Origin of the sequence: Streptomyces sp. NPDC050534 (assembly GCF_044457745.1) — a bacterium.
Lineage (GTDB): Bacteria > Actinomycetota > Actinomycetes > Streptomycetales > Streptomycetaceae > Streptomyces.
The window spans coordinates 557,924-572,602 of record NZ_JBITHF010000004.1 but is presented as its reverse complement, the minus strand read 5'-3'; the positions used below and the strand labels follow the sequence as shown (position 1 = coordinate 572,602).

14 protein-coding genes are annotated in these 14,679 nt (G+C 70.9%); 3 read left to right on the top strand and 11 right to left on the bottom strand.

The window, feature by feature from the left end; translation table 11 throughout:
* The first annotated feature begins 35 nt into the window (after positions 1-35).
* The gene (gene nucS, locus ACIBN2_RS16965) at positions 36-707 is read left to right on the top strand and encodes an endonuclease NucS (RefSeq protein ID WP_393870160.1); all 672 of its coding nucleotides are present in this window, start codon (positions 36-38) and stop codon (positions 705-707) included.
* Between the two features lie 68 nt (positions 708-775).
* Here nucS and ACIBN2_RS16960 read toward each other — a convergent pair whose 3' ends face one another.
* From ACIBN2_RS16960 to ACIBN2_RS16950, 3 genes are all read right to left on the bottom strand, one after another.
* A complete protein-coding gene (locus ACIBN2_RS16960; RefSeq protein ID WP_399135172.1) occupies positions 776-3,337 on the bottom strand; it encodes an ATP-binding protein in 2,562 nt (853 codons plus the stop codon).
* A 268-nt stretch (positions 3,338-3,605) separates the two neighbouring features.
* Positions 3,606-3,929 (bottom strand): STAS domain-containing protein, encoded by a 324-nt coding sequence (locus tag ACIBN2_RS16955; protein WP_399135170.1) that lies wholly within the window; start codon positions 3,927-3,929, stop codon positions 3,606-3,608.
* A 170-nt stretch (positions 3,930-4,099) separates the two neighbouring features.
* On the bottom strand, positions 4,100-4,948 hold the full coding sequence (locus ACIBN2_RS16950) for a 3-hydroxyacyl-CoA dehydrogenase family protein (protein WP_399135169.1): 849 nt from the start codon (positions 4,946-4,948) through the stop codon (positions 4,100-4,102).
* A gap of 288 nt (positions 4,949-5,236) precedes the next feature.
* Here ACIBN2_RS16950 and ACIBN2_RS16945 point away from each other — a divergent pair, with 288 nt between their 5' ends.
* The gene (locus ACIBN2_RS16945) at positions 5,237-5,809 is read left to right on the top strand and encodes a cob(I)yrinic acid a,c-diamide adenosyltransferase (protein WP_399135167.1); all 573 of its coding nucleotides are present in this window, start codon (positions 5,237-5,239) and stop codon (positions 5,807-5,809) included.
* A gap of 58 nt (positions 5,810-5,867) precedes the next feature.
* On the opposite strand, the gene ACIBN2_RS16940 is transcribed toward ACIBN2_RS16945, so the two are convergent.
* Genes ACIBN2_RS16940 through ACIBN2_RS16925 form a run of 4 tightly spaced genes read right to left on the bottom strand, consistent with a single transcriptional unit; the run spans position 5,868 to position 8,725 of the window.
* Positions 5,868-6,083 carry a hypothetical protein gene (locus tag ACIBN2_RS16940; protein WP_399135166.1) on the bottom strand — a complete coding sequence of 72 codons (216 nt, stop codon included), beginning with the start codon at positions 6,081-6,083 and terminating at the stop codon, positions 5,868-5,870.
* Entirely contained in the window at positions 6,083-6,517 is a 435-nt protein-coding gene (locus ACIBN2_RS16935) for a hypothetical protein (protein WP_399135165.1), read from the bottom strand. Before ACIBN2_RS16935 ends, ACIBN2_RS16940 begins: the two co-directional genes overlap by 1 nt.
* Positions 6,518-6,572: 55 nt before the next feature.
* Positions 6,573-8,036: a sensor histidine kinase gene (locus ACIBN2_RS16930; RefSeq protein ID WP_399135163.1), complete on the bottom strand. Its 1,464-nt coding sequence runs from the start codon at positions 8,034-8,036 to the stop codon at positions 6,573-6,575.
* Positions 8,033-8,725, bottom strand: a complete 693-nt coding sequence (locus ACIBN2_RS16925; RefSeq protein WP_399135161.1) for a response regulator transcription factor — start codon at positions 8,723-8,725, stop codon at positions 8,033-8,035. The genes ACIBN2_RS16930 and ACIBN2_RS16925 overlap by 4 nt, the downstream gene beginning before the upstream one ends.
* Positions 8,726-8,974: 249 nt before the next feature.
* On the opposite strand from ACIBN2_RS16925, the gene ACIBN2_RS16920 reads away from it, so the two are divergent.
* Positions 8,975-10,801, top strand: coding sequence for a glycosyl hydrolase family 18 protein (locus tag ACIBN2_RS16920; protein WP_399135159.1), 1,827 nt, complete (start codon positions 8,975-8,977; stop codon positions 10,799-10,801).
* A 405-nt stretch (positions 10,802-11,206) separates the two neighbouring features.
* Here ACIBN2_RS16920 and ACIBN2_RS16915 read toward each other — a convergent pair whose 3' ends face one another.
* From ACIBN2_RS16915 to ACIBN2_RS16900, 4 genes are all read right to left on the bottom strand, one after another.
* Positions 11,207-11,653 (bottom strand): DUF2550 domain-containing protein, encoded by a 447-nt coding sequence (locus tag ACIBN2_RS16915; RefSeq protein ID WP_399135158.1) that lies wholly within the window; start codon positions 11,651-11,653, stop codon positions 11,207-11,209.
* A gap of 142 nt (positions 11,654-11,795) precedes the next feature.
* On the bottom strand, positions 11,796-12,170 hold the full coding sequence (locus tag ACIBN2_RS16910) for a F0F1 ATP synthase subunit epsilon (protein WP_399135156.1): 375 nt from the start codon (positions 12,168-12,170) through the stop codon (positions 11,796-11,798).
* Between the two features lie 113 nt (positions 12,171-12,283).
* Positions 12,284-13,720, bottom strand: a complete 1,437-nt coding sequence (atpD, locus tag ACIBN2_RS16905; protein WP_399135154.1) for a F0F1 ATP synthase subunit beta — start codon at positions 13,718-13,720, stop codon at positions 12,284-12,286.
* Positions 13,720-14,661: a F0F1 ATP synthase subunit gamma gene (locus ACIBN2_RS16900; protein ID WP_399135153.1), complete on the bottom strand. Its 942-nt coding sequence runs from the start codon at positions 14,659-14,661 to the stop codon at positions 13,720-13,722. Before ACIBN2_RS16900 ends, atpD begins: the two co-directional genes overlap by 1 nt.
* Between the last annotated feature and the right edge of the window lie 18 nt (positions 14,662-14,679).

Here is a 14,679-nt window from a genome sequence, read left to right as displayed (position 1 = left end):
CGTCGAGGTGCGTCCGTCGAGTAGCGTTGCCGACCATGCGTCTCGTCATTGCCCGATGCTCCGTCGACTACGCGGGCCGGCTCACCGCCCATCTCCCCTCGGCACCCCGCCTGATCCTGGTCAAGGCGGACGGCAGCGTCTCCATCCACGCGGACGACCGCGCCTACAAGCCCCTGAACTGGATGTCCCCGCCCTGCACGCTGAAGGAGGGCGCGGACGCGGAGGAGGGCGTCTGGACCGTCGTCAACAAGGCGGGCGAGAAGCTGATCATCACGATGGAGGAGATCCTCCACGACTCCTCGCACGAACTCGGCGTGGATCCCGGCCTGATCAAGGACGGCGTGGAAGCACACCTTCAGGAGCTGCTCGCCGACCGCATCGAGACCCTCGGCGAGGGCTACACGCTCATCCGCCGCGAGTACATGACGGCCATCGGCCCGGTCGACATCCTGTGCCGGGACGCCGACGGGCAGACCGTCGCGGTCGAGATCAAGCGGCGCGGCGAGATCGACGGCGTGGAACAGCTCACCCGCTACCTCGAACTGCTCAACCGCGATCCCCATCTCGCCCCGGTCCGCGGCGTCTTCGCGGCCCAGGAGATCAAGCCGCAGGCACGCGTCCTCGCCACAGACCGCGGAATCGGCTGCGCCGTGCTGGACTACGACGCCCTGCGCGGCATCGAGGACGACAAGCTCCGGCTGTTCTGACCCACGGTTCCACGACGAAGAGGGCCGGGTCCGTCGAACGGACCCGGCCCTCCTGCGTGCGCAGACCCTCAGATCACCGCGCCCGTGCCGCTGCTCGCCGGCGCGCTCGCCGAGGTGCTGTTCGACGTCGCCGGGGCGCTCGACGAGGCGGGGGCGCTGGAGGCCGGGCCGCTGGCCGAGTCGGAGGTCGACGGTGACGTGCTCGCCGACGGCGACGGCGAGGTGGGCGGCGGTGAGGTGGGCGGCGGCGACGTCGGCGGCTTGGAGCTCGTCGGCGGCTTCGACGTCGGGCTCTTCGTCGGCGGCTTCGTCGTCGGGTGCGAGGACGAGCCGGTCGAACTGCCGCCGCCCGAGCCCTTGGTGCCGCTCGGGGAGTCCGACGGCCGCTGCGTGTCGGACGGCGGGGTCGGGTCGTCGGACGTGCCGTACGTGCCGTCGGGACCCGGGTCCGTCGGACGGCTCGTCGCCGTGCCGGTGTCGCCCTTGCCGGTGTCGCTCTTCGGTTTGTCGGCGCCGAGGCTGCCGTCGTCGAGGCCCTGGCTGGCGGACGGGTTGACGCCGACCTTGTCGGACGGGTTGTTGGCGTCGTTGTTCGACGTCGCGCCGAGCGTCACGACCGTGCCGAGCACCGCCGCGAGCAGCGCGCCCGCACCGGCCGCGACCAGGTTGCGCCGGGCCAGGCCCCGGATGCCGGCGCGGTGCGCCTTGGGCGTGGAACCGGACGCGGCCCGGTGCACGACCAGGGTCGAGTCGTCGGCGGACGACGGCGGCGGGACCCCCGGCAGCGCGGCGGCCACCACTCCCCCGGGCGGCGACTGCGACTCCTCGGAGCGCGCGTCCGGTACCTCCTCGGCCGATGCCGAACCGAGCCCCGGCGCCGTGCCGGTGCGGTCGGCGACCAGGGCGAGGGCGCGGCGGCCGGACACGGTGCCGTGCTTCTCGGCGAGCGCGGACCGCAGGCCGATGGAGGTCTCCAACTCGCTGCGGGAGCGGTCGAACTGCCCGCCGCAGAGCGCGAGGATGCCCAACTCGTGGTGGAAGTAGGCCTGTTCGGACACCTCGCCGGCGAGCCGGGCGGCCTCGGCGCCGGACCGCAGGGCCCGCTCCCAGGCGCTCCAGTGCAGGCCCGCGGCGAACGCGGGCGCCGCCGTGCGGGCCAGCTGCACGGTGACGCTCTCCTCGCCCTCGGCCGGCGCGGTCGTACCCGGGACCAGGACGCCGAGGGCGGCGAGCACGGCGTCGGCCTCGGCGCACACCCGCTCCGGGGTGACCGACGGGTGCCCGGCCCACCAGGTGTAGTGCTGGGCGGCGGTCAGCGCGCGGGCATCGACGTCGTCGCCGTATCCGGCGGTCTCCAGCTGCTGGACCACGCCGGCCGCGAGGCGGTAGCGGGAGCCGACGGGCGAGACGAGTCCGCAGGAGGCGAGCTCACCGAGGGCGGCGTCCGCGTGGGTGTCGCCGACGAGCGCGGGCAGATGGGCCTGATGCGGCACCTCGCCGCCGAGCGCGACGGAGAAGCGCAGGGTGGCGCGTGCCGAGGAGCTGAGCCGCGAGGCGAGCAGCGGCGCGGGCGCGGCGGCCTCGCCCAGCGAGGGCAGCGGTACGTCGTCGCCCGCCTCGGTCTCGAAGGGGGCGTCGACGGGGAGCGCGTCCTCGAAGACCCCGAACTCGTCCACGGCGTTCGTGCCGGCCCGCAGCTGGTCGCGCCGCCGCAGCAGGGCGCCGGCCTGCACGAAGCGCAGCGGCAGGCCCTCGGACTCGAACCAGAGGTCGCCCGCCCAGTTGGCCTCCTCCTCGCTGAGGGCCCGGCCGACGGTGCGCTCGATGATGTCCACGCCGCCCGCGCGCTCGAGACCGCCGAGGAAGACCTCCTCGACGGCGGAGTCGGCGGAGGGCGCGGGGACGTCGGGGGTGGCGCCGATGACGAAGGCGCACTCGGGCGTCGCGTCCAGCAGCTCGTCCAGCCCGGCGCCGCCGAACTCGATGTCGTCGAGGACGACGACCGCGCCGATCTCCCTCACGTACTCCAGCAGTTCGTCCCGTTCCGGACGGTGCAGGGGCGCGTTGTGGACGGCGTAGAAGAGGTCGTACAGCAGATCGCCGGGGGTGCGGCGGAAGCCGCTGAGGCGGACCACGCCGTCGGGGGCGAGGTCCCCGCAGTCCTCGGCGACGAGGTTGAGGAGGCTGGTGCGGCCGGAGCCGGCGGGTCCGGTGAGCCGGACCGAGCGGCCTCGGGCGAGGAGCCGGACGAGCCGCTCGCGCTCCTCCTGGCGCTCCAGGAGCGGCAGCGACGGCAGGGCCGGACCGGGCGGGACGGGCGGTCTGGCCGCGCGTTCCACCTCGGCGCGCTCGGCCGCCGTGAGCTTCTGAGGCCGGCCCGGGCGCTCGCCCGGCGGGCATGCCTCTATCTCGCTGCCGTCGACGGGATTGACCGTGAGCAGGTAGTCGCCCGTGACGAGCTGCACCGTGCGCGCGAGCGTGGGCGTGTGCTGTCCGAAATCGGGTGTGAGCGGGTCCCTGGGCGGACGCTGGCGCGGCGAACCACCTCCCCCACGCTCGAATTCGCTCGCGCGGGAGGTACCCCCATCGTCATGGCCGTACTCCTCGGGTCCCCGGCTGTTCGGGTCCATAGGTTTCAAGCCCCCCAAAAGCGTCGTGTGTGCCTCGAGCCCCTCCCGGCCTTGCTGCACACCGCGCTGTCGCTTCTGGTCCGGACCCGCTTGCAGGGACTGTCGGGCAGCGGGCGACCGAACCCTAAACCTTCGCTCAGTATCTACGACAGCCCGGGGTACCGCTCCGTGCGTGACGTCACAGTCTCGTGAGGATCGCACCCGGCCTGTTCCGCGCCGCGATGCGGCCTGGACTCCCCCGCATCCCGGACCACACCCGGACGAAGGGTCACACGCGGGGCAGTGACTCCACCCCGATGCCGCCCTCGATCGCCAGGATCCGGTGCAGACGGGTGGCCACGAGCAGGCGCTGCATCTGCGGCGGCACCTCGCGCAGCACCAGGCGCCGGCCGCAGCGGCCGGCCCGCCGGTGGACACCCATGATCACCCCGAGTCCGGTGGCGTCCCAGGAGGCCAGTTCGGACAGGTCCAGCACCAGGTCGCCGACTCCGTCGTCGACGGCCGAGTGCAGGACCGTACGGGCGTCCGCCGCGCTGCGGACGTCGAGGCGGCCCCCGACGACCAGCTCGGCGTGGTCGCCCCTGATGTACATATGTCGCTCCCCGTGAGTGCGGTGGCGTACTCCGTGACGGTGGCTGTGCAACGTCTGACTGCTTCAGCGGCAACGAGGTTGCCGTCTGTAAGCGAACCGATACCGAATTCACCCTGGAGAGTGATAATCCAGGGGTCTGTGCGGTCTCAGTGGCTGTACGTACTGGTGTTTCAGTACGTGTAGAAGCCCTGCCCGCTCTTGCGTCCGATGTCACCGGCGTCAACCATCCGGCGCATCAGCTCCGGCGGCGCGAACTTCTCGTCCTGCGACTCGGTGTAGATGTTGCTGGTGGCGTGCAGCAGGATGTCGACGCCGGTCAGGTCCGCCGTGGCCAGCGGGCCCATCGCGTGGCCGAAGCCCAGCTTGCAGGCGAGGTCGATGTCCTCGGCGCTGGCCACGCCCGACTCGTACAGCTTGGCCGCCTCGACGACGAGCGCCGAGATGAGACGGGTCGTCACGAAACCGGCGACGTCGCGGTTGACGACGATGCAGGTCTTGCCGACGGACTCGGCGAACTCCCGCGCGGTGGCGAGGGTTTCGTCGCTGGTCTTGTAGCCGCGAACGAGCTCGACGAGCTGCATCATCGGCACCGGCGAGAAGAAGTGCACGCCGACGACGCGCTCGGGGTGCGCCGTGGCCGCCGCGATCTTGGTGATCGGGATCGCGGAGGTGTTGGAGGCGAGTACGGCGTCCTCGCGCACGATCTTGTCGAGCGTGCGGAAGATCTCGTGCTTGACCTCGAGCTTCTCGAAGACGGCCTCGACGACGACGTCGGCGTCGGCGACGGCGTCCAGGTCGGTGGTCGTGGTGATGCGCGCGAGGGACGCGTCGGCGTCATGCGCCTCGAGCTTGCCCTTGCCGACGAACTTCGCGTACGAGGCCTGGATGCCGCCGACGGCGCGGTCCAGCGCCTCCTCGGTGACGTCGCGCAGGACGACGTCCCAGCCCGCCTGGGCGGAGACCTGGGCGATGCCGGAACCCATGAGGCCGGCTCCGATGACGGCAAGCTTCCGTGCCACGTCTGCGACTCCCCTTTGAAGCGCCTTACACGCTGTTTACGTATGCTCTTCGGCGGACCTTAGCGCTCCGTCGCTGCCCTGTGACCGGTAAGTAATGCGCGTCACGTCTCATCTGACGGACATCACACCGGCAGGGGCCATCCCATGCCTCGGACGGCGTAGTTGAGCACCTTCTCGCCCAACAGGTGCTCGATGCCGTCGAGGAGGCCGCCGCCGGTCCCGCGACACTCGCCGTGACAGTGGGCACACGCGTGTTCCGCACGGCCGGAGCGTAACTACGCTGGTCACATGGTCAATCTGACGCGTATCTACACCCGGACCGGCGACCAGGGCACCACCAACCTCGGCGACATGAGCCGGGTCGCCAAGACCGACCTCAGGATCTCGGCGTACGCCGACGCCAACGAGGCCAACGCGGTCATCGGCACCGCGCTCGCGCTCGGCAGCCTGGACGAGGAGGTCGTCAAGGTCCTCACCCGCGTCCAGAACGACCTGTTCGACGTGGGCGCCGACCTGTCGACGCCGGTGGTGGAGAACCCCGCGTTCCCGCCGCTGCGGGTCGAGCAGTTCTACGTCGACAAGCTCGAGGCGGACTGCGACCGGTTCAACGAGCAGCTGGAGAAGCTGCGCTCCTTCATCCTCCCCGGCGGCACCGCGGGCGCCGCCCTGCTGCACCAGGCCTGCACGGTGGTACGGCGGGCCGAGCGCTCGACATGGGCGGCACTGGAGGCGCACGGCGAGACGATGAACCCGCTGACCGCGACATACCTGAACCGGCTGTCGGACCTGCTGTTCATCCTGGCCCGCGTCGCGAACAAGGACGTGGGCGATGTCCTGTGGGTGCCGGGCGGGGAGCGCTGAGGACGGCAGAGGGCGGGGAGCACCAGGTTCGTGTGCTCCCCGCCCTCATCCCCTCTTCTCAGCGGCTCGTGCCGTCCGAGTCGTCCTGGGCCGCGTCCTTGTCCGCCTGTGCGAGCGCGGACTCGGCCGCGGCCACCTTCTTCTCCATCTCCGGGTAGCCGGAGGGGCTCGCGGACGAGGAGGGCGTGGTGGCCGCCGAGCCGTGCTCCCGGGCGCAGCCCGCGAGGAGCCCGACGGCCAGCAGCGCCGCGGCCGCCGCCGCCCGGGCACGCATCACTTGCCTCCCGCGCCGTTGCCGTTGTTCGCGCACCACGTCTTCACGCCGGCCAGGTCCGTCTCGCGCTGCTTGAGCGTGGTGACCAGGGACTTGCGGAAGGTCAGCCGGTCCTGCAGGAACGTGGCGATCTCGTCGTGCCCCGCGCTCTTGGCGTTGTCCACGCGCTGCTGCAGCCGCGCGACCGAACCACGCCTGCCCGCCCCGGCGTTGAGCCGCTTCAGGGCCCGGTCGATGCGTCGGTCGATCTTCGGCACCCGCTTGCACAGCTTCTGCGCGCCGTCCCCGGTCGGCCCCGGTGCCGGAGAAGCCGTGGAAGTCGCGGCGGTGGTGGAAGTCGTGTTCTCCGCCATCGCCACGCCGGTGCCGGTCGCGAGGACCGCCGTCGTGGCCAGCCCCACGAGGAGCGTGCGCCTGTGTCGTCGTACGTCCATCTCAGCCTCCGTCTTCGCCGGACGGCCTGCTTCGTCCGTCCGTACGCCGTGGAGGCTAGGAAGGCTCTTTGGGGAAACTCTGTGACCGGTTTGTCCCGGCCGTGGTGATCAGCCAGTCGCGGTGCGCGGGCAGCGTCCCGCCCGTGGACGGCAGCCGTACCTCGAAGCGGGAGCCGGTTCCGCCGGGGCCGCCCGCGACCGTGACGGTGCCCCGGTGAAGCGCCGCCTGCTGGGCCACGAGCGTCAGCCCGAGACCGGTGCCGGAGCTGCCGGGGCCGCGCTCGAAGCGCTCGAAGATCCGGGCGCGGGCCTCGGACGGCACCCCGGGACCACGGTCGTCGACCGTCACGACGATCTGCTCGCCTGCGCGCCGCACACCGACCGCCACACTCGCCCGGCCCGCCCTGTCCCGCCCGTGCGCCAGGGCGTTGGCCACCAGGTTGTCCAGAAGCAGCCGGAGTCCCGGCTCCCAGCCGTGCACGGTGAGCCCGGGTGCCGCGTCGAGCGTGATCCGGGCGTCGGGGACGCGCCGGCGGGCCTCCGCCACCGCGGCGTCCGCGGTCTCGGAGACGTCCACGGTCCGCAGGGCCTCCGCCTCGACCAGGTCGCCGCGGCCCAGTTCGCGCAGCATCACCAGCTGGTTCAGCAGCCGGGCGTGCTCACCGCGCAGATCGGCCAGGACCTCGCGGCGCTCCGGCTCCGGCAGGTCCGGGTGGCCGGCGAGGATGTCGAGGTTGGTGCCCATGCTCATCAGCGGGGTGCGCAGTTCGTGGGAGGCGGCCGCGGAGAAGGAGCGGGCGGTGTCCAGGGCCTCGGCGGTGCGGGCGGCCTGTTCGTCGTAGCGGGCGAGCGCCTTCTGCAGGGTCGCCGCCAGTTCGTCGACCTCGGTCACCCCGGTCGGCTCGTGGTGCAGCCGGGCGCTGCTGGTGCGCGGGTCGATTCCCGCGGTACGGCGGCCGAGGCGGCGCAGGGGGCCGGTCGCTCCGGTGGCGATGCCCCAGGCGAGCAGGCCGGACAGCGGCACGGCGAGCAGGGTCGTCCACGCCACCCGCCGCCGTACGAGCCGGAGTTGGGCCTGATCGGCGGCGTCGGGCGAGAAGACCCACAGGGTTCCCGGGCCGCGTCCCGTCCTGACCGGCACGGACAGCGCGCGCCAGCTGGTGCCGCCGTCCCGGACCGTGACCGGCCTGTTCCGGCGCGCCGGAAGCGGTACCGAGGCGTCCGGCTGCGGGCCGCCGCTGAACGTGCCGTACGGGCCGACGACGCGTACGCCGACGTCGAGGGCGGCGGTGTAGAGCTGCCGTTCGCGGTTGTCGGCCGCCTTGGGCCGGCCGTTCGCGCCGGCCCGCAGCAGGGCGCGGGCGTCCGGGGCCACGGCGGTCGCGCGGGCCCGCAGGTGGTCGTCCTCGGCGCTGTGCAGATCGTGGTTGACCAGCCGGAGCAGCAGCCAGCCGGAGGCCAGCACCAGCAGCGGCACGGTGACGCCGACGGCGAGCCCGATGCGGGTGGACAGCCTCACGGCTCGTCCCGGAGCACGAAACCGACACCGCGCACGGTGTGCACGAGCCGGGGCCGCCCGCCGGCCTCCAGCTTGCGCCGCAGATAGCTGACGAAGGTGTCGACGGCGTCGGTGCGCACGTCGAAGTCGTAGCCCCACACCCGTTCCAGGAGCTGGTCCCGGGTGAGGACCAACCCGGCGTTGCGGGCGAGGACTTCGAGGAGCTCGAACTCGCGCCGGGTCAGCTCCAGCGGGTGCCCGTCCCGCTCGGCGGTGCGGGCCGCCGGGTCGATGACCAGGCCCGCGACCCGCAGCACCTCTCCCGCCGGCGGGCGGCGGCGCAGCAGCGCCCGCAGCCGCAGCACCAGTTCCTGCAGGGCGAACGGCTTGACCAGGTAGTCGTCGCCGCCCGCCTGCAGCCCGGCGATGCGGTCGGCGGTCTCGTCGAGCGCGGAGAGCATCAGGACGGGCAGGTCCTGGCCGTCGCCGCGGAGCCGTTCGCAGACCTCGATGCCGCTCATGCCGGGCATCGACACGTCGAGGACGAGGACGTCCGGGGGTGTCTGCCCGATCACCGCGAGTGCCTCGCGGCCGTCGTCCGCCGTCCGCACCCGAAAGCCGCTCAAGCGCAGCCCGCGCTCCAGCGAACGACGGATGGCCGGGTCGTCGTCCACGACCAGTACCGCTCCGGGACTGCCGGTCTCGCTCATGCGCCCTCCCCTCACCGCCCGGCCAGGGTACGGCCCTCCTCCCCGGCTCGTACGGCGGCACCCGCGGTGGCCGTGGGCGACGGTGAAGAGGCACGCGACGATGCCCGCACGGGAGTTGAGGATCCGACGCGGTCAACCGCCCAGTGGTACAGACCTATTGACCGGTGGTCCAGACCTTTCTATTCTCGCGGCACCGTGGGTGCGAAGGCTCAGTCGCGCCCTCATCCCCTTAGACGAGGGAGGCGCAGCATGCGCTTCAGACACAGAGCCGCGGCAGGTTTCGCGACACTGTTGCTCCCCCTGGCCGGTCTGGTCGGCCTCGCGAGCCCCGCACAGGCCGCGACGAACGCCACCGCCACCTACACCAAGACCCAGGACTGGGGCACCGGCTTCGGCGGCCAGTGGACCGTCAAGAACACCGGCAGCAGCAGCATCAGTTCCTGGACCGTGGAGTGGGACTTCCCCTCCGGTACGTCCGTCACCTCCGCGTGGGACGCGGACGTCACGAACTCCGGCACCCACTGGACCGCCAAGAACAAGTCCTACAACGGCACCCTCGCCCCCGGCGCCTCGGTCTCCTTCGGCTTCAACGGCGCGGGCTCCGGCTCCCCGTCCAACTGCAAGCTGAACGGCGACAGTTGTGACGGCACCACGGTCCCCGGCGACGCGGCGCCCACCGCGCCGGGCACCCCCACCGCCTCCTCCGTCACCGACACCTCGGTGAAGCTCTCCTGGGGCGCGGCCACCGACGACAAGGGCGTCAAGAACTACGACGTCCTGCGCGACGGCAAGACGGTCTCGACGGTCACCACGACCTCGTACACGGACACCGGCCTCACCGCCGGCACCGACTACTCCTACACCGTGCAGGCCCGTGACACCGCCGACCAGACCGGTCCGGTCAGCGGCGCCGTCGCCGTGCACACGACCGGCGGCACCACCGACCCGCCCCCGACCACCGGCGACAAGGTCAAGCTCGGCTACTTCACCGAGTGGGGCATCTACGGCCGCAACTACAACGTCAAGAACCTGGTGACCTCGGGCTCGGCCGCGAAGATCACGCACATCAACTACGCCTTCGGCAACGTCACCAACGGCCAGTGCGCGATCGGCGACTCGTACGCCGACTACGACAAGGCGTTCACCGCAGACCAGTCGGTGAGCGGCGTCGCGGACACCTGGGACCAGCCGCTGCGCGGCAACTTCAACCAGCTGCGTGAGCTGAAGGCCAAGTACCCGAACATCAAGGTGCTGTGGTCCTTCGGCGGCTGGACCTGGTCCGGCGGCTTCGCCCAGGCCGCGGCCAACCCGGCCGCGTTCGCGCAGTCCTGCTACAACCTGGTCGAGGACCCGCGCTGGGCCGACGTGTTCGACGGCATCGACATCGACTGGGAGTACCCGAACGCCTGCGGCCTGTCCTGCGACACCAGCGGGGCCGCGGCCTTCAAGAACGTGATGTCCGCGCTGCGCGCCAAGTTCGGCTCGAACAACCTCGTCACGGCGGCCACCACGGCCGACGGTTCGGCGGGCGGCAAGATCGAGGCCGCGGACTACGCGGGCGCCGCCCAGTACGTCGACTGGTACAACGTGATGACGTACGACTTCTTCGGCGCCTGGGACGCGCAGGGCCCCACCGCCCCGCACTCCCCGCTCTCCTCGTACTCCGGCATCCCGAAGGCCGGCTTCACCACGGCCGACGCGATGGCCAAGTTCAAGGCGATCGGCGTACCCGCGAAGAAGTTGCTCATCGGCATCGGCTTCTACGGCCGCGGCTGGACCGGCGTCACCCAGGACGCCCCGGGCGGCACGGCCACGGGCCCGGCGGCCGGCACGTACGAGCAGGGCATCGAGGACTACAAGGTGCTCAAGACGTCGTGCCCGGCGACCGGCACGGTCGCGGGTACGGCGTACGCGCACTGCGGCAGCAACTGGTGGTCCTACGACACCCCGTCGACCATCGCCGGAAAGATGAGCTGGGCCAAGACCCAGGGCCTCGGCGGCGCGTTCTTCTGGGAGTTCAGCGGTGACACCAGCAACGGCGAGCTGGTGAGCGCCATCAGCAGCGGAATGAGCTGATCACCGCTCCCTCCGCCCCACCTCCGCCGCGGGTGGCCCTCGGGCCGTCCGCGGCGGGCTTTTTGCCCGCCCTGCACGCCCCCCGCACGCCCCCGGCGTGCACTGCGAGGGGACGTTCGGCCCTTCGCGGCTGGTCCGAACGGCAGGTGGGGGACGCCCGGTGACCGGGAAAGATGTACATCTCAGCCAGCAAGTGCAAGTGCGCGACCAGGGGGATGAGATGTCACGGGGGAACCGAACGAGTCGAAGGACCAACAGGCCCAACAGGGTTGCGGCAACAGGGGTGTTCACAGGGACCGCGGTCGCGGCCGTCCTGGCCGCGCTGCCGCTGCACGTCACGGTGAGTCTGAGCCCGGAGCCGCCCACCGTCGTGGTCGGTCAGGCCGATTCCCCGAATCCGGTGTGTCAGGCGACGTTGACGCGCTGACCGGGCGGAGCCGCCTCCAGCCAGGCCAGGAACCCGGTCAACGCGTCATCGCTCATGGCGAGTTCGAGACGCGTGCCCCGGTGCAGGCAGGTCAGGATGACAGCGTCGGAGAGCAGCGCCAGCTCCTCCTCGCCCTCGGGGAGCCGGCGGCCCGCGACCTCGATCGCGGCGCGCTCCAGGGTGCGGCGCGGGCGGTAGGCGTAGGAGAAGACGCGGTACCACTCGATGCGGTCGCCGTTGTAGCGGGCGACGCCGTAGCTCCAGCCTTTTCCGCTGGTGTCGGCCTTCTCCGGGACACCCCAGCGCAGCGAGCAGTCGAAGGTGCCGCCCGAGCGCTGGATGAGTCTGCGGCGCAGGCCGAAGACGAACAGCCCCACCACCACCAGGGCCACGACGATTCCGCACACAGTCAGAGCGAGGACCATCGACACCGACCTCCTCGTCTCCTAGGTACCGAAAACAGGTAACGGAACGGAAAAAACATCCAGATCTGCCTCAGCCGCGGTCGGCCCCGGATTGCTCCGGTTCCGACCGCGGCTGAGTGACGTCATCACGCTCCGCGCGGGTTCAGCTCGTCGTCGCCGCACGCAGTCGTACGTCCGCGCGACGCTCGGCGGAGGCGTCGGCGTCCGACTTAGCGCGGTCGAGCGCCCGCTCCGCCCGCTGGACGTCGATCTCGTCCGCGAGCTCGGCGATCTCCGCCAGCAGCGACAGCTTGTTGTCCGCGAACGAGATGAAACCGCCGTGCACCGCGGCGATAACCGTTCCACCATCGCTCGTACGAATGGTCACCGGGCCCGACTCCAGCACGCTGAGCAGCGGCTGGTGACCGGGCATGACGCCGATGTCGCCGGACGCGGTGCGAGCGACGACCAGGCGGGCCTCACCGGACCAGACCTGGCGGTCGGCAGCGACCAGCTCGACGTGCAGCTCAGCAGCCAAGGGTGGCTCCTCGGGTCACCACCCGGCGCTCTCGCCGGGTGTTGGTTACAAGTCTAGTAGGCGTGGCAGAGGGGGCGGGACGCGCCCGCCCCCTCAAGCCACGGACACCGGGGTCAGGAGACGCCCAGCTCCTTGGCGTTGGCCTTGAGGTCCTCCAGGCCACCGCACATGAAGAACGCCTGCTCGGGGAAGTGGTCGTAGTCGCCGTCGCAGATCGCGTTGAACGCGGCGATCGACTCGTCCAGCGGAACGTCCGACCCGTCGACGCCGGTGAACTGCTTGGCGGCGTGGGTGTTCTGGGACAGGAAGCGCTCCACACGACGGGCACGGTGGACGACGAGCTTGTCCTCCTCGCCGAGCTCGTCGATACCGAGGATCGCGATGATGTCCTGGAGGTCCTTGTACTTCTGCAGGATCGTCTTGACGCGCATGGCGGCGTCGTAGTGGTCCTGCGCGATGTAGCGCGGGTCCAGGATGCGGGACGTGGAGTCCAGCGGGTCCACGGCCGGGTAGATGCCCTTCTCGGAGATCGGACGGGAGAGAACCGTCGTCGCGTCGAGGTGGGCGAACGTGGTGGCCGGGGCCGGGTCGGTCAGGTCGTCCGCGGGGACGTAGATCGCCTGCATCGAGGTGATCGAGTGACCACGCGTCGAGGTGATGCGCTCCTGCAGCTGACCCATCTCGTCGGCCAGGTTCGGCTGGTAACCCACCGCGGACGGCATACGGCCGAGCAGCGTGGAGACCTCGGAACCGGCCTGCGTGAAGCGGAAGATGTTGTCGATGAAGAACAGCACGTCCTGCTTCTGGACGTCACGGAAGTACTCGGCCATGGTCAGGCCGGCCAGCGCGACGCGCAGACGGGTGCCCGGGGGCTCGTCCATCTGGCCGAAGACCAGGGCGGTCTTGTCCAGAACGCCGGACTCTTCCATCTCCGCGATGAGGTCGTTGCCCTCACGGGTGCGCTCACCGACGCCCGCGAAGACGGAGACGCCCTCGTGGAGGTTGGCGACACGCATGATCATTTCCTGGATCAGCACGGTCTTGCCGACACCGGCACCACCGAACAGACCGATCTTGCCGCCCTTGACGTACGGGGTGAGAAGGTCGACGACCTTCAGGCCCGTCTCGAACATCTCGGTCTTCGACTCGAGCTGGTCGAACGCGGGGGCCTTGCGGTGGATGGACCAGCGCTCGCCCTCGTAGGTCTCGTCGACGTTCAGCACCTCACCGAGGGTGTTGAACACCTTGCCCTTGGTGAAGTCGCCGACCGGGACGCTGATGCCCGTGCCGGTGTCGGTCACGGTGGTCTGGCGGACCAGACCGTCGGTGGGCTGCATGGAGATGGTGCGGACCAGGCCGTCACCCAGGTGCTGGGCGACCTCGAGGGTCAGCGTCTTCTTCTCGCCGGCGTTGGCCGGGTCGGCCACCTCGACGTGAAGGGCGTTGTACATCTCCGGCATGGCGTCGACGGGGAATTCCACGTCGACGACCGGGCCGATGACCCGGGCGACGCGGCCCGTGGCAACGGCCGTCTCAACTGTCGTCGTCATTACCTGTCACTCCCCGCGGTCGCGTCGGCCAGGGCTGCGGTGCCACCGACGATCTCGCTGATTTCCTGGGTGATTTCGGCCTGGCGGGCCGCGTTGGCAAGTCGGGAGAGCGTGGTGATCAGGTCTCCCGCGTTGTCGGTCGCCGACTTCATCGCGCGGCGGGTGGCGGCGTGCTTGGAGGCAGCCGACTGGAGCAGCGCGTTGTAGATACGGCTCTCGACGTAGCGCGGCAGCAGGGCGTCGAGGACGTCCTCCGCCGACGGTTCGAACTCGTACAGCGGACGGGGCTCGCCCTTGGCGGGCGCGTCCGTACCGGCGGCCGCCGACGACTCGGTGGCCACGTCCTCAAGGCGGAGCGGCAGCAGCCGGCCGTCGACCGCCGTCTGCGTCATCATCGAGACGAACTCGGTGTAGACGATGTGGAGTTCGTCCACTCCGCCGTCCGCCGTGTCCTTCTCTATGGCATCGATGAGCGGCCCCGCGATCTGCTTCGCGTCCGCGTACGAGGGCTCGTCCGTGAAACCGGTCCACGAGTGCGAGATGGTGCGCTCACGGAAGTTGTAGTGGGCGATGCCACGGCGGCCGACGATGTACGTGTCGACCTCCTTGCCCTCCGCCTCGAGGCGAGCGGTCAGCCGCTCCGCCGCCTTGATGGCGTTCGAGTTGAAGGCGCCGGCCAGGCCACGGTCGCTCGACAGGAGCAGAACCGCGGCGCGGGTCGCCGACTCCACCTCGGTGGTCAGCGGGTGCTTGGTGTTCGAACCGGTACCTACGGCCGTGACCGCGCGGGTGAGCTCGGTCGCGTAAGGGGTGGAGGCCGCCACCTTGCGCTGCGCCTTGACGACGCGCGAGGCGGCGATCATCTCCATCGCCTTGGTGATCTTCTTGGTCGCGGTGACGGATCGGATGCGACGCTTGTAGACCCGGAGCTGGGCTCCCATGAGTCAGGTCCCTTCCTT

Coding starts and splice junctions, on each gene's coding strand:
- nucS (WP_393870160.1), top strand. CDS start 36: ATGCGTCTCGTCATTGCCCGATGCTCCGTCGACTACGCGGGCCGGCTC.
- ACIBN2_RS16960 (WP_399135172.1), bottom strand. CDS start 3,337: ATGGACCCGAACAGCCGGGGACCCGAGGAGTACGGCCATGACGATGGG.
- ACIBN2_RS16955 (WP_399135170.1), bottom strand. CDS start 3,929: ATGTACATCAGGGGCGACCACGCCGAGCTGGTCGTCGGGGGCCGCCTC.
- ACIBN2_RS16945 (WP_399135167.1), top strand. CDS start 5,237: ATGGTCAATCTGACGCGTATCTACACCCGGACCGGCGACCAGGGCACC.
- ACIBN2_RS16940 (WP_399135166.1), bottom strand. CDS start 6,083: ATGCGTGCCCGGGCGGCGGCGGCCGCGGCGCTGCTGGCCGTCGGGCTC.
- ACIBN2_RS16935 (WP_399135165.1), bottom strand. CDS start 6,517: ATGGACGTACGACGACACAGGCGCACGCTCCTCGTGGGGCTGGCCACG.
- ACIBN2_RS16925 (WP_399135161.1), bottom strand. CDS start 8,725: ATGAGCGAGACCGGCAGTCCCGGAGCGGTACTGGTCGTGGACGACGAC.
- ACIBN2_RS16920 (WP_399135159.1), top strand. CDS start 8,975: ATGCGCTTCAGACACAGAGCCGCGGCAGGTTTCGCGACACTGTTGCTC.
- ACIBN2_RS16915 (WP_399135158.1), bottom strand. CDS start 11,653: ATGGTCCTCGCTCTGACTGTGTGCGGAATCGTCGTGGCCCTGGTGGTG.
- atpD (WP_399135154.1), bottom strand. CDS start 13,720: ATGACGACGACAGTTGAGACGGCCGTTGCCACGGGCCGCGTCGCCCGG.
- ACIBN2_RS16900 (WP_399135153.1), bottom strand. CDS start 14,661: ATGGGAGCCCAGCTCCGGGTCTACAAGCGTCGCATCCGATCCGTCACC.